Here is a 24,249-nt window from a genome sequence, read left to right on the forward strand (position 1 = left end):
ACCTGCCAGCGCGCGCGCGGCGCGTCAACCGGCGGTTCCGTGCCGGGCGCGCGTCTGGTATCTTCGGCGGGGGATTGGAAGCGTTCTACGCGGACGGAGGAGGGCGGGGTGGCCACACGCACGATGACGGTTCCCAACGTGGTGGTGGTGGGCGGCGGCTTCGGCGGGCTGTGGGCGGCGCGCGCGCTGCGCCGGGCGCCGGTGGTCGTCACCCTCGTCGACCGCCGCAACCACCACCTCTTCCAGCCGCTGCTGTACCAGGTGGCCACCGCCGCGCTCTCTCCCGCCGACATCGCCGCGCCCATCCGCAGCGTGCTGCGCCGGCAGAAGAACGTGGAGGTGTTCATGGGCGAGGTGGTGGACGTGGACCGTGCCGCCCGCCAGCTCCTCCTGGCCGACGGCCAGCGCATCGCCTACGACTACCTGATCGTGGCCACCGGCGCCACGCACGCCTACTTCGGCCATCCCGAGTGGGAGCCCATCGCCCCCGGCCTGAAGACGGTGGAGGACGCGACGGAGATCCGGCGCCGCTTCCTGCTGGCCTTCGAGGCCGCCGAGCAGGAGCGCGACGAGGTGGCGCGCCGCGCGCTCCTCACCTTCGTGGTGGTCGGCGCCGGGCCCACGGGGGTGGAGATGTCGGGGGCGATGACGGAGATCGCCCGCAAGTCGCTCACGCGCGACTTCCGCCACATCGACCCTTCCAGCGCGCGCATCATCCTCATCGAGGGCGGCCCGCGCGTCCTGGCGGCCTACGACGAGAAGCTCTCCGCATACGCGCAGCGTGCGCTGGAGCGCATCGGCGTGCAGGTGCGGCTGAACTCCATCGTCACCAAGGTGGAGGAGGGGGGCGTGTGGGTGGGCGACGAGTTCATCGCCGCCCGCAACGTGGTCTGGGCCGCGGGGGTCACGGCCAGCCCGCTGGGGAAGCGGATGGACGCGGAGACGGACCGCGTCGGCCGCGTGAAGGTCCAGCCCGACCTCTCCATCCCCGGCGACCCGCGGGTGTTCGTGATCGGCGACCTGGCGTGGCTGAACGGGGATGACGGGAAGCCGCTTCCCGGCGTGGCCCAGGTGGCGATGCAGCAGGGGCGCCAGGCGGCGAAGAACATCGCCCGCGACCTGCGCGGCGAGCCGCGGCTTCCCTTCCACTACCGCGACAAGGGGAGCATGGCGACGATCGGCCGGCGCGCGGCGGTGCTGCAGATGCCCAGGCCGCACGTGCTGGCGAAGGGGTGGTTCGCGTGGATGGCGTGGCTGTTCATCCACGTGATGTCGCTGATCGGCTTCCGCAACCGCATCTCCGTCTTCATCGAGTGGGCGTGGAACTACCTCACCTGGCAGCGCGGCGCGCGGCTGATCACCGGCGAGGTGTCGCCCGACCTGAAGCCCGAGGGCTACCACGCGCACGAGCTGAGCCCCTCGCCCGACACGCAGGCCGCGCACGACGCCGGCAACCGCGCGGCCGAGGACGAGCGCGGGTGGATGGGCGGCGACGTGCACCAGGCCGCTCCCGCGCCGAAGGGTTGATGCCGCCGCGCGGGTGCGTGCGCCGGCTGGAGCGCTGGCTGGCGGCCGAGGGCGCGCGCCTGGAGCGCGTCCGCTACGCCCGCCCCGAGGCGCGCGGCGAGGTCGACGCGTGGCGCGTCACGCCCGCGGAGCCGCGGGCGCGCGTGGTGGCCGCGCACGGGGCGGGGAACGACGCGCTGTATCCCCAGATCGCCCTCTTCAAAGCGCTCGTCCGCCGCGGCGTGGAGGTCTTCTCCTTCGACGCCGACGGCCACGGCGCGGCGAGCACGACCGTCTTCTCCCCCGAAGTCGTCCCTTCCGCCATTGCCGCGGCGGTGGAGGAGGCGGAGCGGGGGCGGGACGATCTTCCGCTCCACCTGCTCGGCCACTCGTTCGGCGGCTCGCTCGTGCTGCACGCGCTGGCGGCGGGCTCGGTGCCGCACGCGCAGTCGGGGATCGCCATCTCCGCGCCGGTCGGCGTCGCGCTGAATCTGCGCGTGGCGCTGGGCGAGCTGGGCGGCTTCCTGCGCGCGGCCACGCTGGGGCAGCGCGAGCACTACGGCGTGTGGGGCACCGTCCCCGCCGTCGGCCCGCTGAAGCGCCGCGCGTATCCCATCCGCGGCGCACAGGATGCGGGCGCGCCGTTCGCCTACGTCGCCGCGATCCGGCAGCTCCTCGCGCGCCTCGATCTGCCGCGGACGGCGGGGGATGTGGCCGCGCCCGTGCTCCTCGTCTACGGCACCGCGGACCGCCTCGTCCCGCCGGAGCAGGGGCGGATGCTCGCGGATCTCATCCCCAATTCCGATCTCCTCGAAGTCCCCGGCGCCACGCACTGGAGCACCGCGTTCGCGGAAGATGCCCTCGCCCGCGCGGCGGCGTGGATCGGCGCGCACCCGGCGGTGCACGCGTGAGGCTGGAGCAGGCAATCACCCGCTCCCCTGTCCGCTCCCCGGAATGGAATTCCGGGGCAACAAAAGCACAAAGTCCCTCCGGGACTGCGGCCTCCGCATCCCCGCGCGGGAGAGGCCCGGGCGCAGCCGCATTCACAAAACGCAGAGAGAGACGTCATCCTGAGGCCGCCCACACCGTGGATGCCGCCACACGAGCGGTTGCAGGCCAAAGGATCGATCCATGGCCGGGGCCGCACGTGCGTTGGCAATGCGCGACCGATCTCCCGAATCCACGTACGAGGGGTGGGAAGATTGGAAGATGAGGAGATGCGAAAGATTCCAAGGATGCGAGTGATCCCGGTATCGGAAGCACCAGAGCCGGTCATCCAAAGGGATGGCGAGGCGCGAGTCCGCGAAGGCGGACTTCGGGCCGTTGTTGCCGCGAATTCATTCGCCCTTCCCGGGCCCGCGGGAGCGCCCGCGTGACGGATCATCTCCCGCTCCACCCCCCGCGCCGGATCGACGTCCACACGCACCTGACCGGCGTGGGGACGGAGGATTCCGGCTGCTGGAGCGCGCCCAGGCTGCGCAGGCGCTTCGCGATGCGCGTGCTGCGCTGGATGCACGGCGTCACAGAGGAGCACCTGCGCACGAGCTTCGACGCCGACTGGGCGGAGCGGCTGGCGGATCGGGTGCGCGCCAGCGAGATCCACCACGCGGTGGCGCTCGGCTTCGACGGGGTGTACGACGCGCATGGGCGGTTCGACGAGGCGCTGTCGCAGATGATCGTGCCGCCCGCGTGGGTGTTCGAGGTGTGCCGCCGCCACCCGGAGCTGCTCCCCGGCCCGTCGGTGAACCCGCATCGCGCGGATGCGCTGGAGCGGCTGGAGGAGTGCGTCGAGGGCGGCGCCGTGCTCATCAAGTGGCTCCCCGCGACGCAGCGCATCGACCCCGCGGACCCCGCGATCGATCCGTTCTACGCGCGGCTGGCGGAGACCGGCATCCCCCTGCTCGTGCACAGCGGCGGGAGCGAGAACACCTTCGCGCAGGTGGACGCGCCGCTGAAGGACCTGCGCCTGCTGGAGCGCCCGCTGCGCGCGGGGGTGACGGTGATCGTGGCGCACACCGCGGCGCCGGTGCTGTACGCGCGCGACGAGGACCAGGTGCCGCTGCTGAAGGCGTGGCTGCGCGAGTTCCCGCGCCTGTGGGTGGACAACTCGGGGATCAGCAACCTGTCGCGCTTCCCGCACCTTCCGCGGTTCGCCAACGACCCGGAGCTGGTGCCGCGCACCCTCCACGGCAGCGACTGGCCGGTGCCGACGAACGCGTTCTACTACGTGCAGCAGCTCGGCCGCCGCCGCATGCTGTCGCTGGAGCGCGAGAAGAACCCCATCCAGCGCGACGTAGCCATCAAGCGCGCCCTCGGCTACCCCGACGAGGTGCTGACGCGGGCGAGCGAGGTGCTGCCGAACCTGAGGCGGTGGGTCGGATCGACGAAAGGGTGATGGGAGATGGAGATGGTTCGGTGCGAAAATGCGACTGAAGTTGCGGCTACAACGGCACACAGTCCGCCTTCGCGCCGCCTTCGCGGACTTCAACTGCGAAAAAATCTCAATCGTTGGGCAGATGAACATCATTAGAAGGGCCGCGCTGCTGGCGGCCGTTTTCGTTTCGATCGGGTGGATCCCGGCCCGCGCCCAGCTCCGGCCGCTCGACGCCTTCGACTGGCGGCTGTTCGACGGCGATGGTGTGGTGATGGGCGAGGTCGGCGGCGGGTGGATGCGCGACCAGCGGGCGTCCCTGGCGGGGACGGAGGGGACGCTGGTGGAGGCGGGCAGCTTCCGCGCATTCTGGCGCACCGGCCGCGTGGTGATCGAGGCGGGCGGCACGGTGCAGCGCTTCTTCCGCGAGGACGGCCGATTCGCGCCCGCCGACCCGGAGGTCACGCCGGACGCGGACGGGCGGCGCCACGACGCGGGCGACTACCGCATCGCCACGGCGGTGCGGCTGACGGGGGAGGGTGCGCCGGTGGTCGCCGTCCTCCGCTTCGGCACGCGCCTGCCGACCACGGACAACCGCGTGGGCCTGGACCGCGACGCCACCGACTTCTTCGCCACGCTCGGCGGCCGGGCGAGGCGCGGGCGTGTGGCGGTGCAGGCCGAGGCGGGTGTCGGCATCTTCGGCACGCGCGACCCGGACTTCGAGCAGGACGACCTGCTCGTGTACGCGCTGAAGGCGGAATACGACGGCGGCCTCGTCGCCCCCGCCGTGACGGTGCTGGGCCAGCAGGTCGGCGCCGGGCACCACGAGATCCGCGGCAACGAATCGCTCGGCGAGGTCCGCGCCGGCCTCCGCATCGGCCGCCGCGAATACCTCCGCGCCGAGATCGTGCACGGCTACACCGGCTTCTCCCCCAGCTGGGGCGTTCTCGTGAGCGCCGGTGTCGTGCGGTAGACGGCGCATCGGACGAGGATGCCATCGGGTCGCGCCGCCGTCCGATCTGCACCGATCTGATGTCCGCGAAGGCGGACTGCGTGCCGTTGTAGCCGCGAGTTCACTCGCATTTTCGCGATCTCCATCTCCGCTATTCCGCCGTTCGGCATCCAGAATGCTCGCATCTACCGAATCCGGCGGCGGGAGTTCGGTGCGATGCGGCGGCTCACGTGCGGTACCGGCTATAGATCCTTCGGCCTGCCGTCTCAGGTGTGACCGCAGGTTGTCGTGGCCGGCCTCAGGATGACGTCTTTGTGCGGTTCTGTGAGTTGATGATGATTGCCTGATCGGACCGTCGCCGGCACGAAATCTGCTTTACATCGCAAAGCACTTGACAGGCGCCGGAAACCGTCGCATCATCCGGGTACCATGGCGAAGAACATCCCGTTCCGCAGACCCCCGGAGGAGCCGCCGCTCGAGCTGCACGAGCGCGCGATGGACAACCTCCGCTTCATCCGCCAGACGATGGAGCGCGCGGGGAGCTTCACCGCCGTCTCCGGCTGGGGGCAGGTGGTGATCGGCGTCACCGGCGCGCTGGCGGCGTGGCTGGCGTCGCGCCAGAGCAGCCCCGAGAACTGGCTGGCCACGTGGGTCGTGGCCGCCGTCGTGGCCATGGGCATCGGCGTGGTCACCACCGCCATGAAGGCGCGGGCGATGGGCGAGCCGATCCGCTCCGGCCCGGGGCGCAAGTTCATCCTCTCGCTGGCCCCGCCGCTGATCGCGGGCGCCATCCTCACCCTGGTGCTGTTCCGCGCGGGGATGACCGGGGTGCTGCCGGGGATGTGGCTGCTGCTGTACGGCGCGGGGATCATCACCGCGGGCACCAACTCGGTCCGCGTGGTGCCGGTGATGGGTGGGTGCCTGATGCTGGTGGGGATCGCGGCGGTGCTGGCGCCCGCGGGGTGGGGCGACGCGTTCATGGCCGTGGGGTTCGGCGGGCTGCACGCGGTGTTCGGAACCCTGATCGCGAGGAGGTACGGTGGCTGACGCGGCACGCAGGGCGGCGGCCGACCCGTTGCGCAGCGTGGCCGGCGGCGCCGAGGCGGGCGCGCCGGAGCTGGACCGGCTCATCCACGAGCGGGTGCGGCTGGGGATCGTGAGCGCGCTGGCGGTGAACGACTCGCTGGCGTTCAACGAGCTGAAGGACATGCTGGCGCTGACCGACGGCAACCTGAGCGTGCACGCGCGCAAGCTCGAGGAGGCCGGTTACGTGGAGTGCACCAAGAAGTTCGAGGGGCGCGTCCCCCGCACCGAGTTCCGGCTGACCGATTCCGGCCGCGGCGCGCTGGAGGCGTACCTGAACCACATGGAGGCGATCATCCAGGCCGTCCGCGACCGCTGACGGGTGGGATCGCCATTTTTTTTGACCAGACACTTTACGATGCAGAGCACTTTAGGCGCGGGAAGAGGCGGGCTGCACGCAGCCGTGATCATGGACGGCAACGGGCGATGGGCCACCGCGCGCGGGCTGCCGCGGGTGGCGGGCCACCGCGCCGGCGCACGGGCGGTGCGGCGGGTTGTCGAGGCCGCGCCGGGGCTGGGGATCGCCACGCTGACGCTGTACGCGTTCAGCTCCGACAACTGGCAGCGCCCGCCGCGCGAGGTGGGCGCGCTGATGCGGCTCTTCCGCTCGTACCTGGCCAGCGAGACGGCGAAGCTGATCGAGAACGGCGTGCGCCTGACGGTCATCGGCCGCCGCGACCGCCTTCCCGACGTCCTCGCGCGCGCCATCGCCGGCGCGGAGGAGGCCACGGCGGGCGGCCACCGCCTCCATCTGCGCCTGGCCATCGACTACTCCGCGCGCGACGCCCTTGTCCGCGCCGCCGCCCTGGCCGCCGGTCGCGAGGTGGAGCGCGGCGAGTTCGCCGCGCTCCTGGGCACCGCCGCCGGCGCCGCCGAGCCCGCGCCCGACGTGGACCTGCTGATCCGCAGCGGCGGCGAGCAGCGCCTGAGCGACTTCCTGCTCTGGGAGTGCGCCTACGCCGAGTTGTACTTCACCCCGCGCCAGTGGCCGGACTTCGACGCCGCCGCGCTCGCCGAGGCCGTCGCCGAGTTCCACCACCGCGAACGGCGGTTCGGGCGGGTAATGGAGAAAAGTGCGTGAGTGCGGAAGTGCGGAAGTGCGTGAGGCGCGCACCGCCGCCGGCCCGCAGAGATGTGAAGTCCGCGAAGGCGGGCTGCGTGCGGTTTTAGAACGCGACTTCAGTCGCATTTTCGCACGCCAGAACTCAGCACTCAGCACTCAGCACTCAGCACTCAGCACTCAGCACTCAGCACTCAGCACTCAGCACTCAGCACTCAACACTCAGCACTTAGGACTTCAGTTCACCTTCACCGACAGCCGGTCCAATGCAACCGCTCTTCAACTTCGTCGGCAGCAGCGCGCCGCTCTCGGTGCTCGCGTTCCTGGGGACCGCGGCGGCGCTGGCGGCGCTGGCGGTCGCGGCTGTGATCCTGCTGGCGCGGCGCAACCGGTTCGCGGCCGGGCGGGTGGCGATGGCGGGCGGCGGGATCGCGGCGGCGTACGTCGCGGCGCTGGCGGCCTTCTCGCTCGCCAGCGGCGCGCGCCAGGTGGAGCCGGGGAACGCGAAGTACTTCTGCGAGCTCGATTGCCATCTCGCCTACGCCGTCGTCGGCTCGCGGCGCGTCGGCTCGCTCGGCGGCACGCCGGCGGACGGCGCGTTCGAGGTGGTCACGCTGAAGGTGTGGTTCGACCCGGGCACCACCTCTCCCCGCCGCGGGGACGCGCCGCTCACGCCCAATCCCCGCGCCGCGCGGCTGGTGGACGCGGCCGGCCGCTCCTACGCGCCCTCCGCCGAAGGGCTGCGGGCGCTGGAGACGGAATGGGGCGCGCAGGCGCCGCTCTCCCGCGCGCTGCGGCCCGGGGAGTCGTACACCACCTCGCTGGTCTTCGAGGTGCCGGCCGCCATGCGAGCGCCCGAGCTTCTCCTCACCGAGGCCGATCCCGTCACCCGGCTGCTGATCGGCCACGAGAACAGCTTCCTGCATCGCCCCGTCCCCTTCCGCCTGGCCGATTCGTCGCCCAGCCCGGCGGTGCGCGGATGAGCACGTACGACGTCGTCGTGATCGGCGCCGGGCTGGCGGGGCTGGAGACGGCCCGCCGACTGGCCGGGCGCGGGCAGCGCGTCCTCCTGGTCGACCAGAAGACCGCGCTGGACCGGTCCGTTCACACCACCGGGATCTTCGTCCGGCGCACGCTGGAGGACTTCGACCTCCCCGAGGACTGCCTGGGGCCGCCCGTGCGCCACGTCGTCCTCTACTCCCCCCGCGGCCGCGCGCTGCCGCTGGAGAGCGCGCGCACCGAGTACCGCGTGGGCCGCATGGGCGCGCTGTACGGGCGGATGCTGGACTCCTGCGTCGCCGCGGGCGTCGAGTGGGCGCCCGGGACGCGCTTCGCCGGGCTGCTGGACGACGGGACGCACTCGGTGGTGGTGCTGGAGACCGGCGGGCGGGGATGGAGCGCCCGCGCGCGCCTGGTCGTCGGTGCGGACGGCGCGGCGTCGCGCGTGGCCCCGGCGCTGGGTCTGAGCGTGAACCGCGAGTGGATCGTGGGCGTCGAGGAAGTCTTCCGCGTCTCCACCGATGGCCCGCCGTGCTTCCACTGCTGGCTGGATCCCGAGCTGGCGCCCGGCTACCTGGCCTGGGTGGTGGCCGACGGAGAGGAGGTACACCTGGGCGTGGGCGGCTACGCGGCGCGCTTCCAGCCCGCGGACGCGCTGCGCCGGTTCCGCGAGCGCGTGGAGGACCGCTTCGGGCTGCGCGGGAAGATGGCGGACGAGCGGCGCGGCGGGCGCATCCCCGTGGGCGGCGTGCTCCCGCGCATCGCGTCGCCGCGCGGGCTGCTGGTGGGCGACGCGGCCGGCGCGGTATCCCCCCTCACCGCCGGGGGACTGGACCCCTGCATCCGCCTCTCCGCCCTGGCCGCGCGCGTCGCCGCGGACTTCATCGCGACGGGGGACGAGGCGTCGCTCACCGCTTACTCCGGCGGCGCGTTCCGGCGGCGCTTCCGCTCGCGGCTGCTGCTGCGGCGCGCGCTCGCGGCCGTCCGCTCCCCGCTCGCGGCAGAGATCGCCATCGCGGCGCTGCGGTCGCCGCTGCTGCGTCCCCTCGCATCGCACGTCTTCTTCGGCCGCGGCTCGTTCCCGGACACGGGCGAAGAGCGCGGCATCACCCCCATCACCCCGCGTTCCGTGAAGACGGGGCGCGCGCAGGAGGCTTCCGTCGCATGAGCGAATCCGTCCTTCCCGCCGCCGCGGCCATCGCCCAGCCGCCGGTGAGCACGCGCACCCGCCACGGCCTGGGCGTCGCGGCCGCCGCCCTGGCCCTGGGCGCGCTGGGCGACGGGCTGCTGCGGCCCGTGCCGTGGGGGCTGAACATCGCGCTGTGGACCGCCGCGCTCGTGGTGGCCGCCGCGTCGCTGCAGCGCTGGGCGGAGACGGAAGATGCGGTGACGGAGTGGATTCCCGTCGCGCTCTCCGTCTCCGCGCTGATGGCGTGGCGAGACTCGCCCACGCTGAAGATGCTGGACCTCACCGCGCTGTTCGTGGTCCTGGGGCTGGCCGTGTATCGCTCGAGCGGCGGGAGCGTGCGGGTGGCCGGGCTGGCGCGCTACTGCGCCGGGCTGGCGGATTCGCTGTTCCAGGCCACGTTCGGCGCGGCGCCGCTCCTCTTCCGCGACGTGAAGTGGGGCGAGCTGCCGCGCGAGGGGTGGACGCGCCACGCGCTGTCGGCCGCGCGCGGGGTCGCCATCGCCCTGCCGCTGCTGCTGCTGTTCGGGTCGCTGCTGATGGCGGCCGACGCGGCGTTCGACTCGCTCGTCTCCGCCACCTTCAACCTCGACGTCCCGCTCGCCACCTCGCACATCGTGCTGGCGCTGGTGTTCGCGTGGGTGGCCGCGGGGGTGCTGCGCGGGCTGGTGCTGCGCCCGCAGCCGAAGGAGATCGCCGCCCCGGCGCCCTCCGATCCACCGTCGCTGGGGATCGTGGAGGTCGCCACGGTGCTGGGGCTGCTGGACCTGCTCTTCCTGGCCTTCGTGGTGCTCCAGCTCCCGCACTTCTTCGGCAGCTACCAGAACCTGCTGGCGCCGGGGACGGGCACCTTCAGCGAGTACGCGCGGCGCGGCTTCTTCGAGCTGTGCGCCGTGGCCACGCTGGTGCTGCCGCTGCTGATCGGGATGCACTGGGTGCTGCGCAGGGCCGAGCCGCGCGCCGAGCGGGTGTTCCGCATCGTGGCGGGGGTGATGGTGGGGCTGGTGTTCGTGATCATCGCCTCGGGGCTGCACCGGATGGGGCTGTACCTATCCGCGTACGGGCTGACCGAGCTGCGCGTGTACACCACCGCGTTCATGCTCTGGCTGGCGGCGGTGCTGGGGTGGTTCGCGTGGACGGTGCTGCGCGGCCGTCGCGAGCGCTTCGCCTTCGGCGCGCTGACGGCGGGGGTGGAGATGATCGTGCTGCTGCACGTGGCCAGCCCCGACGCGCTGATCGTGCGCGTGAACGCCTCGCGCCACGAGTCGCCGGTGCGCTTCGACGCGCTGTACGCCGCCTCGCTGAGCGGCGACGCCGTTCCCGGGCTGCTGGCGCGGCTGGACGCCGTTCCCGCGGACGGGCGCTGCGCCGTGGCCGGCCGGCTGCTGCGCGACTGGAGCGGCGCGGACGAGGACTGGCGCGCGTGGAGCCTGGGCCGCGCGCGCGCCGTGCAAGCCGTGCACGCCCGCGCCGCCGCACTGCGCGCGATGTGCCCGGCGCGGGTGGCCGCCCGATGAGCGCCGCCTCCGCGCCCGTGCTGGCGCTGCTCCCGCCCGGTCCCGCGCCTTCCCCGGTCTCCGCGAGCCTCGCGGACCGCGCGCGCGTCGTCCGCCGCACGCGCGCCGGCGCCACGGCGGTGTGCGTCACCGGCGCGCTGCTGCCGCTGCCGTTCGTGCTGATGGAGCGCTGGATCGGGGAGGGGCAGTACCTGGGGATAGTGGGCTCGTGGCTGTTCCTGTTCGGCATCGGCGGCCTGGTCCTCTTCATCGTCGCCGTGAGCCAGCGCACCCGCGACGACCTGCGCGCGATGCTGGTCGCCATCGCCACCTTCGTTGCCGCCGTCGCGCTGCTGCCTGCCGCCGGGCGGGTGGGAACGGAGGCGTACGTCTCCACCCACGCCGTGGAGCTGGACGCGCTCGCCGCCCGCGTCCGCGCGGAGTGGCGCCCCGCGCCGCCCGACGGCCGGCTCGACGAAGCGCAGCTGGCCCTCCGCGCGGAGGCGCGGAGGCGGAATCTCGGCAGGCCCCGGGTGGTGGACGGCGGCATCGTCTTCCAGAGCGGCGAGCTCTTCGGCTCCGACCTCTTCTACTCCGACGGGGTGAAGAACGACGCGGCGTTCCAGTGCCGCGACCTGCGCTCGATCGGCGGGCGATGGTACACGGCCAGCTGTTCGGGGCCGGGGAGCGAGTGAGGCGAAAGAGGGTTGCGGCGTGGCCGGCTGAATAGAAGCGCGCGATCTGGCTTCCTCACCGGCGGCTGAAGCCGCAGCAACAACTACGGGAAGCCTCGCAAACTGCGCGAGGCTGTTCGGCTCGGACGCTGGTTCCGCCCGCTGGGGACGCCTATCAGGATGACTTCTTCGGGGGATGGTGTGGGGACGGGGATGATGCGGATTCGCGCTCATGCCGGACCCGCGCGGATGTGATGTCCGCGAAGGCGGACTGCGTGCCGTTGTAGCCGCGACTTTAGTCGCATTTTTCGCCTCCCCCGCTAGGAAACCTCCATCTCCTAAAACAAAGACGCCGGCAGCGCAATCCGCTGCCGGCGTCTCTGCATCTCCATCTCCCAGCGCCGTCAGTACGCCCGGGCGAACACCGCGTCGGTGGTGGCGGGGCGGCCGTCGATGACGCAGGCGCTCTCGGTGCCGCTCTGCTCGAACGGCAGGCAGCGGATGGTGACGCCCAGGTCGCGCGCCTTCTCCTCGCACGCCGCGTCGCCGCACCACTTGGCCACCACGAAGCCGGGCTGCTCCGACGCCGCCGCTTCGTTGCCGGCCTCGGCGAAGAAGGCCTGGAACGCCTCGAAGGTGGTGATGTCGCGCCGGGTGCGGGCCCGCTGGAAGGCGCGCGCCTGCTCCAGATATCCGGTCTGGATCTCGTCCAGCAGCGCGCCGACGCCGGCCACGAACTCCCCGCGCCCGCCGCGCACGTACTCGGTGGGCCCGCGGTCGCGGCGCAGGTAGCTCACGCCGTCGTTCGCCATGTCCTTGGGGCCCAGCTCCAGCAGCACGGGCACGCCGCGCTTCACCCACTTCCACTTCTTGTCGCGCGCCTCGTACAGCGTGTCGTCCACCAGCACCTCGACCGGCCGGCCGCCCGCGAACGATTGCGCGCGCACCTCGTCGGCCACTCGGCGGGCGTAGGCCAGCACCTCTTCCCCGCCGTCCTTGCGCAGCATGGGGACGATGACCACCTGGTGCGGGGCCACGCGCGGCGGCACGCGCAGGCCGTTGTCGTCGGCGTGCGTCATCACCAGCGCGCCGATCAGGCGGGTGGAGACGCCCCACGAGGTGGTGAAGGCGTGCTCGGTGCCGCCCTCGGCGCTCTGGAAGGAGATGCCGAACGCCTTCGCGAAGTTCTGCCCCAGGTAGTGGCTGGTGCCGGCCTGCAGCGCGCGCCCGTCCTGCATCATCGCCTCGATGCAGTACGTGTTCTCCGCCCCGGGGAAGCGCTCGCCCGGCGTCTTCTCGCCGGGGATGACGGCCACGGCGAGGTCCTCTTCCACCACCTTGGTGTACACCTCGTGCAGGATGCGGAGCGTGTACTCCATGGCGTCGTCGTGCGTGGCGTGCGCGGTGTGCCCCTCCTGCCACAGGAACTCCGTCGTCCGCAGCAGCACGCGCGGGCGCAGCTCCCAGCGCACCACGTTGGCCCACTGGTTCAGCAGCAGCGGCAGGTCGCGGTAGCTCTGCACCCAGTCCGCCATGCTCTCGCCGATGATCGTCTCCGACGTCGGGCGCACGATCAGCGGCTCGGCCAGCTCGCCGGTGGGCACCAGCTTGCCGTCGCGCGCCTCCAGGCGGTGGTGCGTGACCACCGCCATCTCCTTGGCGAAGCCTTCCACGTGCGCGGCCTCGCGCTCCAGGTAGCTGAGCGGGATGAAGAGCGGGAAGTACGCGTTCACGGCGCCGGCCTTCTTGATCTCGCGGTCCAGCGTGCGCTGCAGCTGCTCCCAGATGCCGTAGCCCCACGGCTTGATGACCATGCACCCGCGCACGTGGCTCATCTCGGCCACGTCCGCGTCGCGGACCACGGCCTGGTACCACTGCGCGTAGTCCTCGTCGCGCGTGGGGGTGATGGCGGTGCGCTGCGCGGTGCCGCCCTTCGTCTGCTCTGCCACGGTGCCCTGCCGTCGGAAATCGGGATGAATGCCGGAGACACAAAACGTCCTCCGCGTCGGGGCGGAAGGACGAGTATCGGCAAGCATACCATCGCGGCGCGGTTCGCCGCAAGTAAAGCTGGGGATGATTCCCGTCGGACCGGACCGCGGAATCGAATCCCCAACGAAGGGCATCACGCGGAGGGAACGGAGGAAACGGAGAGCCGCCGTCGTTCCTCGATGATGGTTGCCTTCGGCGCGGCAGGCGGCGTACCGTTGTCCATCCCCCGTCGACCGTCCTCTCTCTCCCCGCCCTCCATCTTCCCATTCTGCCGATGAAGCTCGCCTGCGCCTTCCTGATCGCGATCCTCCCGGCGTCCGCCGCGGCGCAGCGGGTAACGGTGGATTACGCGCTGGCGGTGGATTCCGCCGACCTCTCCGGGTACGCGGTGGAGATGCGCATCCACCACGCCCCCGACACGCTGCGCCTGGCGATGGCGGCGCACCCCGAGTACGACGAGCGCTTCCGGCGCCAGGTGCGCGACCTCCGCGCCGAGGGCCGCTCCGGCGCCGCCGCGGTCGTGCGCGAGGACAGCGCGGTGTGGCGCATCGTCGCCCCCGGCGGCGAGGTGACGGTGCGCTACCGCATCGAGCTTCCCCCGCCCGCCGACGGCGCGCGGCCCTCCTGGGTCCCGTTCCTGGCGCCGACCGGCGGCCTCGTGGGCGGGCCGCACAGCTTCATGTACCTGCTGGGGGATGAAGATGCGGCGTCGACCGTCGCGCTGCGCCTTCCCGCCGGCTGGGACGCGGCGACGGGGATGGAGCCGGCCGCGGCCGCGAACGCGTGGCGCGCCACGAAGTTCGCGGAGGTGATGGACGGCCCCATCCTCGTCGGCCGCCTGCGGCGCTGGCGGTTCGCGGTGGACGGCGTGCCGCACGACGTGGTGTACTGGCCCCTCCCCGGCGCCGCCCCCTTCGACACCACGGCGCTGGTGGACGCGCTGCGGAAGATCGTGGAGCAGTCGCGCTCCGTCTTCGGCGCGCTGCCGTATCGCCGCTTCGCGTTCCTGCTGCGGGACGGCGCGTACGGCGGGCTGGAGCACGCCACCTCGACCACGCTCGGCGCGCCCAGCGCCGAGCTGGCCGGCGACCGCTCGGACTTCCTCCTCTCCGCGGCGCACGAATACTTCCATACGTGGAACCTGGTGCGGCTGCGCCCGGCCGGATGGGGCGGGCTGAGCCACCGCCCGCCGGCGCGGACGCGCGAGCTGTGGTGGAGCGAGGGGGTGACGATGTACTTCGCGGACCTGGTCCTGCGCCGCGCCGGTCTGCTGCCGGACGCGCCCTCGCGGCTGGAGGCGCTCCGCGAGCAGCTGTCGCGCTACCTGGACGATCCCGGCTTCGCGCGCATCTCGCCGGAGCGCGCGAGCTGGACGGCCGACGATCCGCCCGGCGCCGACGGCGACTACCGCGGCGACCACTACCTGCAGGGCCAGCTCCTCGCCGCCGCGCTGGAGCTGGTGGTCCGCGACTCCACCGGCGGCCGCCGCGGGATGGACGACGTGATGCGGACGATGTACGCGCGCCACGCCGGACCCGCGGGCTTCGCCGGCGCCGACGTGGAGCGCACGGCCTCGTCGGTCTGCGGATGCAGCCTCCATCGCTTCTTCGGCCGGCACGTGCGCGCCGCGGAGCTGCTGGATTTCGACGCCTACCTGCGCCCGCTGGGGCTGCGCGCGCGGATGGCGCTGGAGCCGGTGCGCGGCCCCGCGGGCGAGCCGCTCCCGGACCTGCGCGTCTGGTCGTATCTCCCGCCCGGCGAGCCGCATCTCGCGCTGATCATCACCGACGCGCGCGGAACGTGGGCGCGCGCGGGCCTGCACACGGGCGACCGCGTGGTCGCGCTCGACGGCGTGCCGATCGGCGACACGCGCGCGTTCCGAACCACGGTGCGCGCCCTCCGCGTCGGCAGCCGCGTCCGCGTCGACGTCCTCCGCGCCGGCCACCCGGTCCGGGCGGACGTGGAGATCGGGAGCTACTCGCGCCGCGCCGTCACCCTGACCGACCTGCCGGCAGTCTCGCCGCGCCAGCGCCAGATGCGCCAGCGCTGGCTGGATGCGACGCCGTGACCGCCAAGAGGAGGGATTCGCAATGAAGCGGACGCTCGCCATCTCCATCGCCGCCGTTGCGCTGCTCGCCGTCGCGAGCGGGGCGGATGCGCAGCGCGCGGGGCAGGTGTGCGCGGACCCGGCGCGTCCGTGCGCGCGGGGATTCAGGCCGAACGAGCTGCCGTTCGTGCTTCCGCGCGACAGCGTGGCGCGCGCCGAGTTCCGCTCGGAGCCGTTCTACGCGGTGATCCTGCGGAGCGGGCCGCGCTGCTCCATCGCCGAGCGCGAGCGAGTGGCGGCGCAGGCGCTGTTCCCGGGGCGCAAGGTGTTCTCGCAGCGCTTCGAGTGCGACGTCGACCAGAGCGCGGACGACGAGGAGAGCGGGATCACCTACACCAGCGTGGCGGAGCGGACGGCGTTCCTGGCCGTCTACGCCGGCGCCACCCGCGAGCAGGCGCTGCGCGTCCTCGCCTCCGCGCGCGGCCGCTTCCCCGGTGCGAACCTGCGGCGCATGCAGGCCGTTCTCGTCTATCCCTGACATCGCTGGATCTCACGCGGAGACGCGGAGGCGCGGAGGTGCTCGCCCATGCACCTCCGCGTCTCCGCGTGAGCCATCGTTTCATCCCCCGAGGAGCCGAAGGATTCCGGGAACGATCTCGATCTCCATCTCGCGCGCGTCCTCGTACAGGATCTCGCCGTCGGCGTGCACGGGGAGCGGGGTGTCGCTGGTGATGCGGACGCGGCGGGCCAGGCGCATGTGCACGCAGCTGGCGCCCACGTGCGTGCCGCGCAGCGTGCGCGGGAGGAAGCCGAGGATGCGCATCCGCGACAGCCCGTCGCAGACGCAGACGTCCAGCGCGCCGTCGTCGATGCGCGCATCGGGGCAGATCCAGAACCCGCCGCCGTGCCGCCCGCCGTTGCCGACGGTGACCAGCGTCAGCGGCCGCTCGATGACCTCGCCGTCGATCTCCACGCGCATCACCGGCGGGCGGAAGGAGCGCAGCACCCGCGCGAGCGCCCACAGGTAGATGCCGATGCCGCGGCCGCGACGGCCGCGGTTGGCCTCGACCGCCACGCGCGCATCGAGGCCGACGCCCACCCCGTTGGTGAACCACGTCCCGTCCACGCGCCCCACGTCCACCCGCCGCTCGCCGCGCGAGGTGATCCGTCGCGCCGCCTCGGCGGGGTCGCGCGCGAGCCCCGCCAGCAGCGCGAAGTCGTTCCCGCTTCCCACCGGCACGATCCCCATCGCCGCCGCCGGCGCGCCGCCATCGGAGGCGCGGAGGATGCCGTTCGCCACCTCGTGCACCGTCCCGTCGCCGCCGAGCGCGAGGATGGCGGGCCACCCCGCGCGCGCCGCCGCCTCCGCGAGCGCGATGGCGTCGCCATGCCCGCGCGTCTGCACCATCTCCACCTCCGCGCCCGCCTGCGCCAGCACCCCGCGCACGACCTCCCACGCCCGCACGGCCGCCCCACGCCCCGCCACGGGGTTCACGATCGCGTAAAAGCGCTGCATGAGGAGAATGAGATTCGGGAGATGTAAAGAGAGGCAGTTTCGACGGATAGATAAGCTGCGCCGCCACATCCGCCGACGCGAGCCCTCTTCAGGCTTCTGCGTGACGCGAGGCCCACGGAAGCATCCGCGCGCGCTCTGAAGTTAGCCGGGCGGGCACGATGGCGGCGCCCAGCGCAGATCCCATCCAGCTACCTCTCCCGGTACGGGAGAGGTGGACGGCCTAAGCCGGCCGGAGAGGGCGCGAGGGCCGGAGTCCGCGCGCAACCGCCAATCCAACGCTGAGTTCTCCCCTTCCTTCGCAGCGAGGAAGAGGCCGGGGAGAGACCCAGCCGGGGAGCGGACGATTTCTTCCGCCCACCGAATCCCGTCCACACCGATCTCTCCCCGCCCTCTTCGCGCCGCACGGGGGCACCTTCGCCTCCGCTTCGATCCCCGGCGGCCGTCCACGGTTTGAACGTTCGCCCGAGATCCGGATCCGGAAACGCGGATGTTTGGGCGTGCGCCCTTCTCCCGCCACCGCGCAAACATCGCCGCCGCATACAGTTGGGAGACGGGCCCGCCGCACAGGCTTGTGGAAAAGCTTCTAAGTGCACGCCGAGCACACGTTTACAGCCGGAGCAGAGACTTGATTCGGGTAATCTTCGGGATTATCTTTACCGAAGATACACCGAAGTAGCTCCGAAGGACCCAGGCCCCGCTCCAGCACCGATGGGAGGACCGAACGATGGATGAGACGACGAGCCCCGTGCCCCACTCCAGAGAGGCCACCGTGCAGCACCTGCGCGAGATGGCCGCCGCGCGCGTGGACAACACCTCGCTGCGCGGCGTGGCGCGGGAGATCGGGATGAGCCCCACGGGACTGAAGAAGTTCCTGATGGGCACCGCTCCCTACTCGCCCACGCTGCGCCGCCTGCGCAAGTGGTACCTGCAGTACGCCGCCCTGCCCTCGGCGGAGGTGACGTACCAGGACGCGTCGGCCGCGCTGGTGGTGATCACGCACGACCTGTCGCCGGACCCGCGCCGCGAGGTCAGCGACTGCGTGCTCGACTGCCTGGCGCGCGGCTACGACGCCACCGGCCGCTCGCGCCCGCGCTGGGTGGCCGAGCTCCGCGCCGAGTACGGCACGCGCAGGGCGAGCTGACCGGCTGAGAATCGCCGGCAGGACGGCCGGACGGCAGGACAATCATACAGCGGGGCCGCGCGAAGGCGCGGGGGACACCACGTCCTCCGCGCCTTCGTGTCCCCCGCGAGGACGCATCAGCCGCCCACGCGCAGCACCTGGTCGCCTGCGACCACGAACACCCGGTCCCCCGGCTCGACGGCCACGTCCGCCGTGCCCGTGAACGCGCCGAACGCGGGAAGGACGCCCACGCGCGCGCCGAAGTGGAAGCACGGCAGGCGCTCGCGCTGGCGTCCCGCCCCCCGCAGCGTCACCGACGGGTGCACGTGCCCGGCGAGGACGTACCCCGCCTCCGCCTCGAAGGGATGGTGGGCGAGGAGGAAGGGCAGCGCCGCGCAGGGCGCCTCGCAGCAGTCGATGCCCAGCTCGCCGGGCGGGTCGCCGGCGTGGCGGTCGTGGTTGCCGCGGATCAGCGTCACCGGCAGCGCTGCGTGGCGGTCGCGCCACGCGCGGACGGTGTCGAGGGTCGCCGGCTGCTTCGACGAGCGTGCGTGGAAGAGGTCGCCCAGGATCACCAGCTTCGCGGCGCCGGTGCGCTCCAGCGCCCGCGTCAGCCGCTCCAGCCCCTCCGCGGTGGTGCCACCGGGAACGGGGACGCCTGCCGCGCGGAACGCCGCCGCCTTCCCCCAGTGCGGGTCCGCCACCAGCAGCTCCCCCGTCAACGGACGAAAGAGCGCGCGCTCCGCCAGCAGGAGCACGCGCTCGCCCGCCACCGTGGTTTCCAGGTCTCCCACCGCCGCCGTCCTCAGGGTTCGATCACCATCCGCTGCGCCGCCCACACGCTCACCTTCCCCGTTTCGTCTTCCGCGGGAAGGTAGCGCAGGTAGGGCACGGTGGCCGCCGCCGCGTCCATCGCCGCGTGGCTGGTGGACGAGATCACCTGCCATCCCCCCTCCGGAACGCGGCCGTTCTCCCCGATCCGCACCCACAGCACCACGGTGTCGGCCGCGGATGACACGGGCGGCGGCGTGGCGCTCCCGGCCCGGACGAAGGCGGCCAGCGCCTGCGCCACCGTGGCGTCGTCGCTCAGCTGCGGCGGCCGCGGCACGTCGGCCATCTCGCGCAGGCGCGTCCCGCCGTCGTCCGCGGGCATGGGCGCGTCCCCGTCGTCGGGAAGCGGGGGGATGGCGCCGTAGCGCGCCTGCGCGACGGATTCCGAGCGCACGTCGGGAAGGAGGTACGCCTCCCAGCTCCGTCCCATCGGCGGGCCCTGGAGCTCGGCCTCGGTGGCGGCGTCGGGTGACGGCTCGCCCGCCGCGGGCTCGTCCGCCGGCACCACCACCTGCGTGTAGTCGGGCGAGGCCGGCTTTGCCCGCGAGCCGCCGTGCGGGAGCGAGAGGATCGTGGCCGCCAGGATCGCCATCATCAGCCCCGTCAACGCCGTGGGCCACTGGAACTGGCGGAAGCGCGCGTCGGTGAGCGCGTAGGCCGACCACAGCAGCCCCAGGAGCCCCAGTACCGTCACCGTCCCGCCGAACAGCAGCATGACCAGCGCGGTGGGAATGATGACGGCCGGGTTCAGCAGCCCGCGCGGCCCGAACACGGCCGGGAGCGGCGCGGCGGGCGGAACGAACGGCGCCGGCGCCTGGCGCACGCCGAACGGCGAAACGACCGGGGCGGAGGGAGATGGCGATGCCGCGCGCGCCGCCGCCGCCGGGCGCGGAAGCCGCCGCGCGCGCACCGGCGGCGCCGCGGGGATGCCGATGGGGAAGGGGTCGCGCCCGCCCAGCAGCCGCGCGCGCTCGCACCACGGGCACCCCTCCGGCCCCGCGGCATGGCGGTGCAGCGGGTTCGCCGCGCACTGCGCCAGCCGCGCCTCGGCCGCCTCGAGCGCGTCGCGCCACTCCGCGGCGGACGGGCGCGCCGCCGGGTCCGCGTGCCCGTCCACGAACGCGCGCAGGAACAGCCCGCGAATCTCCGCGTCCAGCGTCTCGAAGCGCGGGGAAAGGCGCGGGGGATGGCAGTCGTCGTCGTCCCGCGCGTGCGGGAAGCGCCCGTCGCGGATGCGGTCCTCCACCGGCGCCGCGTCGGCCCCCGGCTCCATCCGCGCGGCGAAGGGGTGCGTCCCCTCCATCAGCAGGAGGAAGAGGACGACGGCCAGCCCGAAGCGGTCGTGCTCCGGCGCGCGGTCCACCTCGCCGAAGCTCACTCCCTGCAGCTCGGGCGGGGTGAACTCCGGCTTCCCCACGCGCGAGCGGAAGACGGCGCCGTCCGGATCGCGCACCTGGAACGAGTCCGCGTCCACCAGCGTGACCGCCGCGTCGTACGGGGCCACCAGGATGTTCGACTCGTTCACGTCGCCGACCACGTACCCGGCGGCGTGCAGCGCGTCGAACGCCGCGGCCAGGTTGCGCCCGGCGCGGACCAGCAGGCCGAAGTGGAAACCGGGCGCCTGGGCGCGGCGGGTGACCGGGTTGTAGAACTCGAAGACGCGCGGCCCCTCGGCGAACGGCATCACGAAGCCGGCGAAGGCGCGGCCGCCCAGCAGCAGGTCCGCCGGCCAGGCGATCGCCGTCCCCCGCGGCATGGCGGGCGGATTGGCCAGCATCAGCCCCAGCTTGCGCGCGCGCTCGATGGCCGGGTCGTGGTAGACCTTGGCCACCAGCGAGCGGTCGTGCGGAAGATGGTAGACGACCGCCTCGCCCCCGGCGCCGATCTCCAGCGCGGGGTCCAGCACCAGCTGCTCCAGCGTGGAGCGGCGGCGGAAGAGGAGGAGCGGCGGGGCCACGTCGGTCATGGGGCGAAGCGGATGGTGGTTTCCACCCACGCCGCGATCGTCCGCCCGCCCGACACGGCGGGGTCGAACCGCATCTCCGCCACCACGTCGCCCGCGGGGCCGGCGAGCTCGGAAGCGCCCGCATCGATGATGCTGAGGGTGCCCACGTCGGGCGACCCGTCGTCGCGCACCAGGAAGCGCACCCGCACGTCGGCCGCGATCCCCGCGTCGCGCAGCACGGCGGGGTAGCGGCGGGCGACCATGGCCGAGACCGCGTCGCGGTTCAGCAGGCGGGGCGCTTCCGTCGTGACGGCGTCCAGGTCCGGCACCGTTACCGCGCCCACGCCGCTCCCGTCCTGCATCGCCGGGTAGTCGATGGGGGTGACGGGGACGTCCAGGTCGTCGCGGGCGAAGGCGCCGGAGAGCGCGCCGCCGCCCACCACCGCCCAGGCGATCATGAGGATGACGGCCCAGACGACCGTGGCCCCGCGCAGCCGCACGCCGCCGCTGAACACGCGGCGGAGCGCCAGGAAGAAGATCATCAGCCCCGCCATGCGCACGCCGCCGGTGGCGCCGAACAGGCAGGTGAGCGCGGCGGGCGCCATCCACACCAGCGGGTTGCCCATCGCCGCGGGCCCGAACGCCGGCTGCGCCCACGCGGGAAGCGTGGCGTACGCGCGCTGCATTCCCATGCGCGCGGCGCGCACCACCAGCGGCGGCTGCGCGGGAACGGCGGGCGCGGCGGGCGCGAACGGCGCCGCGGGCGGGTGGGGCGCGTACGGCTGCGCGTGCGCAAGCTGCGCGGGGCGCGGGCGCGGCGCCGGCCGCGGCGTGTCGTGCGCGCGGGCCAGGTCGACCGTGGCGGGGAAGGGGTCGCGCCCCTGCAGCAGCCGCGCGCGGTGGCACCAGGGGCAGAAGTCGATGTGCGGCCCGAAGCGGTGGCGCGGGTTGGCCCGGCAGGTCACCAGCCGCGCCTCGGCCGTCTCCAGCGCGGCCAGCCACTCCGCCGGGGACGGGCGCTGCCCCGCGTCGGCGTGCGCGGCCACGAAGCAGCGCATGAACAGCACGCGGACGGCGGGGTCCAGCGACCAGAACGGCGGCGCCAGCCGCGGCGGGCGGCACTCGTCGTCGGGCCGCGCGTGGGGGAACAGCCCGCGCGAGATGCGCTCCTCCACCGGCGGGATCTCGCCCCCGTCGCCCAGGCGGCTGGCGTACGGGTGCGTTCCCTCCATCAGCAGGAGGAAGAGGAGGACGGACAGTCCGAAGCGGTCGTGCTCGGGCGTGCGGTCCACGTCGGCGAAGCGCGCGCCCTGCAGCTCCGGCGGGGTGAACTCCGCCTTCCCCACGCCCGAGCGGTGCACGATGCGGCCGAGCGGGTCGCGCACCTGGAACGAGTCGGCGTCCACCAGCGTGACCGCCGCGTCGCGCGGCGAGACCAGGATGTTGCTCTCGTTCACGTCGCCGACCACGTAGCCGGCGGCGTGCAGCGCGTCGAACGCCGCCGCGAGATTTCGTCCGGCGCGGTGCAGCCAGGCGTAGTCGAAGAGCGGCGCGGTGCGGCGGCGCGAGATGGGGTTGTAGAACTCGAAGATGCGCGGCCCCTCGGCGCGCGGCATCAGGAAGCCGGCGAAGCGGCCGCCGTTCAGGTCGGTCAGCAGGTCCGTGGGCCAGGCGATCGACACGCCGGGCGGCAGCGCGGGCGGCACGTCGATCATCCGCGCCACCTTGCGGGCGCGCGCCAGGGTGGGGTCGTGGTACAGCTTGGCCACGAGGGACGCGTCGCCCGGCAGGCCCAGCACGCGCGCCTCGCCCCCCACGCCGATCTCCAGCGCGGGGTCCAGCGCCAGCGGCGCGCCGTCGGAGCGGCGGCGCAGCATCAGCGCGTGCGGGGCGAGGGCCAGGTCAGCCATGGTCGCGCGTCACCAGGACCAGGGTCAGGTCGTCGTCCGAGCGCGCGGCCACCCGCGGCCCGGCCAGGAACTCCGCCAACTGCTCCTCGCCCGTGCGCGCGTCGTGCTGCCCGGCCGCGAAGGCGAAGAGCGGGGCGAAGAAGGGCTCGTGCGGCGTGCGCGCGGGGTGCTTCAGCGCCAGCCCCTGCAGGCCGTCGGTGAAGATGGCCAGGTGGAGGGCGCTGCCCCGCCACGTGGCCCGCTGCGCCGCGTCCACCGCGCCGGCGGAGGTCAGGAAGACGGTCTCGTTGGCGAACTCGCCGCTGGTGGGCGCGGTCAGCGCGCGCATTCCCTCGCCGTCGGCGGCGATCACCGCGCCGTCGCCCACCTGCGCCACCGCGACCGCATCCCCCGTCACCACGCAGGCGATGAGGGTGGTGGAGAGCTCGCGGATCTCCACCCCGCGCGCCCTAGCCTCGGCCTCGACCGCGACGAGGGCGGCGCCCATCGCGTGGTCCAGCGCGGTGGTCCAGTCCCCCTCCGCAACGGCCGGGGAAGAGGAGACGAGCGAGTCGACCGCCGCCCGCGCCGCCGCCCGCGCCCCCGCCTCGGCGTGCGCCGCCGACCCCGCGCCGTCGGCCACGGCGATGGCCACCGCGCCGCCGGGAAGGCGGCGCCAGGCGTGCGCGTCCTGGCAGGGAAGGTCGGTGCGCGCGTGGCTGGTGCCCCGCACCGAGGCGCCCAGCACGCGCCACGCGGCCGCCGGCGCGGCGACGGACGGGCTCACAGCTCGGCCCACCCGGTGGGCGCCAGCTTGATGGTCTCGTCGGGCCGCGAGTGCGCCACCGACTGCATGCTGCGCGACAGCCACACGAACATCTCGCGGAAGTCCAGCCCCTTCAGCCGCAGCGGCTGGCGCACGGCGATCCTGGCCAGCGCCTCCATGTTGGCGTTCTCGACTCCCACGGCGAAGAAGGCCACCTGCTTCTTCGTTTCGGCCTCGCGCAGGCGCTGCGTGGCGCGCTCCACGGCCTCGGGGGGCTCGCCCTGCGGCTCGCCGTCGGTCACCAGGAAGATCCAGGGGCGGTAGTAGGCCACGTCGTAGGCGCGGTAGCGCTGCTTGCGCTCTTCCACCATCTCCAGCGCCTTCTCGATGGCCGCGCCGATGTGCGTCATCCCCTCGGCGTTCAGGAAGGGGATGTCGAAGCGGTCGGGGCTCACGAAGTCCTGCACCACGCGGATGCGGTTGTCGAACGCGACCACGGCCACCTCCACCCGGCGCGCGGCCAGCGGGTCCACGGCCAGGTCGAAGCGGAAGGCCTCGAGGCCGGCGAGCATGGCGTCCAGCGGGGCGCCCTGCATGGAGCCGGACGTATCGAGCAGGAGCACGCACGGGCAGCGCGGCTCGGGGTTCTCGGCGAACTCGACGGCGTCTTCCAGCTTCGCGAGCAGCGACATAGGAAAGGGACCTCCATGTCCCGGTGGTGGGGCGCGGCGGACCCGGCGGGGCGGCGCGCGCCGGGCCGTCGAATTTCGCCCGAATCCGTTGAAAACACAAGCGTTTCCGCGAGGCGGCCGCCAGCCT

General features: G+C 73.3%; 21 protein-coding genes. 14 read left to right on the top strand and 7 right to left on the bottom strand.

Going from position 1 to position 24,249, the window contains the following annotated elements; translation table 11 throughout:
* Positions 1 to 123: 123 nt before the first annotated feature.
* The 11 genes from VLK66_RS07280 (at position 124) to VLK66_RS07330 (ending at position 11,348) form a co-directional block, all read left to right on the top strand.
* Positions 124 to 1,527: an NAD(P)/FAD-dependent oxidoreductase gene (locus VLK66_RS07280; RefSeq protein WP_414676458.1), complete on the top strand. Its 1,404-nt coding sequence runs from the start codon at positions 124 to 126 to the stop codon at positions 1,525 to 1,527.
* Positions 1,527 to 2,417 (top strand): alpha/beta fold hydrolase, encoded by an 891-nt coding sequence (locus tag VLK66_RS07285; protein WP_325308723.1) that lies wholly within the window; start codon positions 1,527 to 1,529, stop codon positions 2,415 to 2,417. Before VLK66_RS07280 ends, VLK66_RS07285 begins: the two co-directional genes overlap by 1 nt.
* 461 nt (positions 2,418 to 2,878) lie before the next feature.
* Positions 2,879 to 3,901: an amidohydrolase family protein gene (locus VLK66_RS07290; RefSeq protein ID WP_325308724.1), complete on the top strand. Its 1,023-nt coding sequence runs from the start codon at positions 2,879 to 2,881 to the stop codon at positions 3,899 to 3,901.
* A gap of 121 nt (positions 3,902 to 4,022) precedes the next feature.
* Complete coding sequence (locus VLK66_RS07295) at positions 4,023 to 4,850, top strand: hypothetical protein (RefSeq protein WP_325308725.1); 828 nt, start codon at positions 4,023 to 4,025, stop codon at positions 4,848 to 4,850.
* 408 nt (positions 4,851 to 5,258) lie between these two features.
* Positions 5,259 to 5,876, top strand: coding sequence for a hypothetical protein (locus VLK66_RS07300; RefSeq protein WP_325308726.1), 618 nt, complete (start codon positions 5,259 to 5,261; stop codon positions 5,874 to 5,876).
* 37 nt (positions 5,877 to 5,913) lie between these two features.
* Positions 5,914 to 6,231 (top strand): transcriptional regulator, encoded by a 318-nt coding sequence (locus tag VLK66_RS07305; protein WP_349260493.1) that lies wholly within the window; start codon positions 5,914 to 5,916, stop codon positions 6,229 to 6,231.
* A 39-nt stretch (positions 6,232 to 6,270) separates the two neighbouring features.
* Positions 6,271 to 6,993 carry a di-trans,poly-cis-decaprenylcistransferase gene (locus VLK66_RS07310; protein WP_325308728.1) on the top strand — a complete coding sequence of 241 codons (723 nt, stop codon included), beginning with the start codon at positions 6,271 to 6,273 and terminating at the stop codon, positions 6,991 to 6,993.
* A 245-nt stretch (positions 6,994 to 7,238) separates the two neighbouring features.
* On the top strand, positions 7,239 to 7,955 hold the full coding sequence (locus VLK66_RS07315) for a hypothetical protein (RefSeq protein WP_325308729.1): 717 nt from the start codon (positions 7,239 to 7,241) through the stop codon (positions 7,953 to 7,955).
* Positions 7,952 to 9,139, top strand: a complete 1,188-nt coding sequence (locus VLK66_RS07320) for an NAD(P)/FAD-dependent oxidoreductase (RefSeq protein ID WP_325308730.1) — start codon at positions 7,952 to 7,954, stop codon at positions 9,137 to 9,139. The genes VLK66_RS07315 and VLK66_RS07320 overlap by 4 nt, the downstream gene beginning before the upstream one ends.
* A complete protein-coding gene (locus VLK66_RS07325) occupies positions 9,136 to 10,674 on the top strand; it encodes a DUF4173 domain-containing protein (protein ID WP_325308731.1) in 1,539 nt (512 codons plus the stop codon). Before VLK66_RS07320 ends, VLK66_RS07325 begins: the two co-directional genes overlap by 4 nt.
* Positions 10,671 to 11,348 (top strand): hypothetical protein, encoded by a 678-nt coding sequence (locus tag VLK66_RS07330; RefSeq protein ID WP_325308732.1) that lies wholly within the window; start codon positions 10,671 to 10,673, stop codon positions 11,346 to 11,348. Before VLK66_RS07325 ends, VLK66_RS07330 begins: the two co-directional genes overlap by 4 nt.
* A 383-nt stretch (positions 11,349 to 11,731) precedes the next feature.
* Here VLK66_RS07330 and VLK66_RS07335 read toward each other — a convergent pair whose 3' ends face one another.
* A complete protein-coding gene (locus VLK66_RS07335; protein WP_325308733.1) occupies positions 11,732 to 13,276 on the bottom strand; it encodes an aminoacyl--tRNA ligase-related protein in 1,545 nt (514 codons plus the stop codon).
* Positions 13,277 to 13,590: 314 nt separating this feature from the next.
* Here VLK66_RS07335 and VLK66_RS07340 point away from each other — a divergent pair, with 314 nt between their 5' ends.
* Both VLK66_RS07340 and VLK66_RS07345 read left to right on the top strand, forming a co-directional pair.
* Positions 13,591 to 15,384, top strand: coding sequence for a PDZ domain-containing protein (locus VLK66_RS07340; RefSeq protein ID WP_325308734.1), 1,794 nt, complete (start codon positions 13,591 to 13,593; stop codon positions 15,382 to 15,384).
* A gap of 22 nt (positions 15,385 to 15,406) precedes the next feature.
* Positions 15,407 to 15,901 (top strand): hypothetical protein, encoded by a 495-nt coding sequence (locus VLK66_RS07345; protein ID WP_325308735.1) that lies wholly within the window; start codon positions 15,407 to 15,409, stop codon positions 15,899 to 15,901.
* 81 nt (positions 15,902 to 15,982) lie between these two features.
* Here the strand turns inward: VLK66_RS07345 and VLK66_RS07350 are convergent, their stop codons facing one another.
* Entirely contained in the window at positions 15,983 to 16,879 is an 897-nt protein-coding gene (locus VLK66_RS07350; RefSeq protein WP_325308736.1) for a diacylglycerol kinase family protein, read from the bottom strand.
* Positions 16,880 to 17,624: 745 nt separating this feature from the next.
* Between VLK66_RS07350 and VLK66_RS07355 the strand changes: the two genes are divergently transcribed.
* Complete coding sequence (locus tag VLK66_RS07355) at positions 17,625 to 18,020, top strand: hypothetical protein (RefSeq protein ID WP_325308737.1); 396 nt, start codon at positions 17,625 to 17,627, stop codon at positions 18,018 to 18,020.
* A gap of 116 nt (positions 18,021 to 18,136) precedes the next feature.
* On the opposite strand, the gene pdeM is transcribed toward VLK66_RS07355, so the two are convergent.
* Genes pdeM through VLK66_RS07380 form a run of 5 tightly spaced genes read right to left on the bottom strand, consistent with a single transcriptional unit; the run spans position 18,137 to position 24,122 of the window.
* Positions 18,137 to 18,793, bottom strand: a complete 657-nt coding sequence (gene pdeM / locus VLK66_RS07360; protein WP_325308738.1) for a ligase-associated DNA damage response endonuclease PdeM — start codon at positions 18,791 to 18,793, stop codon at positions 18,137 to 18,139.
* 11 nt (positions 18,794 to 18,804) lie between these two features.
* Positions 18,805 to 20,796, bottom strand: coding sequence for a hypothetical protein (locus tag VLK66_RS07365; RefSeq protein ID WP_325308739.1), 1,992 nt, complete (start codon positions 20,794 to 20,796; stop codon positions 18,805 to 18,807).
* Complete coding sequence (locus tag VLK66_RS07370; RefSeq protein WP_325308740.1) at positions 20,793 to 22,685, bottom strand: energy transducer TonB; 1,893 nt, start codon at positions 22,683 to 22,685, stop codon at positions 20,793 to 20,795. The genes VLK66_RS07365 and VLK66_RS07370 overlap by 4 nt, the downstream gene beginning before the upstream one ends.
* Complete coding sequence (locus tag VLK66_RS07375) at positions 22,678 to 23,451, bottom strand: PP2C family serine/threonine-protein phosphatase (RefSeq protein WP_325308741.1); 774 nt, start codon at positions 23,449 to 23,451, stop codon at positions 22,678 to 22,680. Before VLK66_RS07375 ends, VLK66_RS07370 begins: the two co-directional genes overlap by 8 nt.
* A complete protein-coding gene (locus VLK66_RS07380) occupies positions 23,448 to 24,122 on the bottom strand; it encodes a vWA domain-containing protein (protein WP_325308742.1) in 675 nt (224 codons plus the stop codon). The genes VLK66_RS07375 and VLK66_RS07380 overlap by 4 nt, the downstream gene beginning before the upstream one ends.
* Between the last annotated feature and the right edge of the window lie 127 nt (positions 24,123 to 24,249).

The organism is Longimicrobium sp. (assembly GCF_035474595.1).
Taxonomy (GTDB): Bacteria; Gemmatimonadota; Gemmatimonadetes; order Longimicrobiales; family Longimicrobiaceae; genus Longimicrobium.

What these genes read in the sequence shown, in the direction of transcription:
- VLK66_RS07280 (WP_414676458.1), top strand. Translation starts at nt 124, where the DNA reads ATGACGGTTCCCAACGTGGTGGTGGTGGGCGGCGGCTTCGGCGGGCTG.
- VLK66_RS07285 (WP_325308723.1), top strand. Translation starts at nt 1,527, where the DNA reads ATGCCGCCGCGCGGGTGCGTGCGCCGGCTGGAGCGCTGGCTGGCGGCC.
- VLK66_RS07295 (WP_325308725.1), top strand. Translation starts at nt 4,023, where the DNA reads ATGAACATCATTAGAAGGGCCGCGCTGCTGGCGGCCGTTTTCGTTTCG.
- VLK66_RS07300 (WP_325308726.1), top strand. Translation starts at nt 5,259, where the DNA reads ATGGCGAAGAACATCCCGTTCCGCAGACCCCCGGAGGAGCCGCCGCTC.
- VLK66_RS07310 (WP_325308728.1), top strand. Translation starts at nt 6,271, where the DNA reads ATGCAGAGCACTTTAGGCGCGGGAAGAGGCGGGCTGCACGCAGCCGTG.
- VLK66_RS07315 (WP_325308729.1), top strand. Translation starts at nt 7,239, where the DNA reads ATGCAACCGCTCTTCAACTTCGTCGGCAGCAGCGCGCCGCTCTCGGTG.
- VLK66_RS07320 (WP_325308730.1), top strand. Translation starts at nt 7,952, where the DNA reads ATGAGCACGTACGACGTCGTCGTGATCGGCGCCGGGCTGGCGGGGCTG.
- VLK66_RS07325 (WP_325308731.1), top strand. Translation starts at nt 9,136, where the DNA reads ATGAGCGAATCCGTCCTTCCCGCCGCCGCGGCCATCGCCCAGCCGCCG.
- VLK66_RS07330 (WP_325308732.1), top strand. Translation starts at nt 10,671, where the DNA reads ATGAGCGCCGCCTCCGCGCCCGTGCTGGCGCTGCTCCCGCCCGGTCCC.
- VLK66_RS07340 (WP_325308734.1), top strand. Translation starts at nt 13,591, where the DNA reads ATGAAGCTCGCCTGCGCCTTCCTGATCGCGATCCTCCCGGCGTCCGCC.
- VLK66_RS07345 (WP_325308735.1), top strand. Translation starts at nt 15,407, where the DNA reads ATGAAGCGGACGCTCGCCATCTCCATCGCCGCCGTTGCGCTGCTCGCC.
- VLK66_RS07350 (WP_325308736.1), bottom strand. Translation starts at nt 16,879, where the DNA reads ATGCAGCGCTTTTACGCGATCGTGAACCCCGTGGCGGGGCGTGGGGCG.
- VLK66_RS07365 (WP_325308739.1), bottom strand. Translation starts at nt 20,796, where the DNA reads ATGACCGACGTGGCCCCGCCGCTCCTCCTCTTCCGCCGCCGCTCCACG.
- VLK66_RS07370 (WP_325308740.1), bottom strand. Translation starts at nt 22,685, where the DNA reads ATGGCTGACCTGGCCCTCGCCCCGCACGCGCTGATGCTGCGCCGCCGC.
- VLK66_RS07380 (WP_325308742.1), bottom strand. Translation starts at nt 24,122, where the DNA reads ATGTCGCTGCTCGCGAAGCTGGAAGACGCCGTCGAGTTCGCCGAGAAC.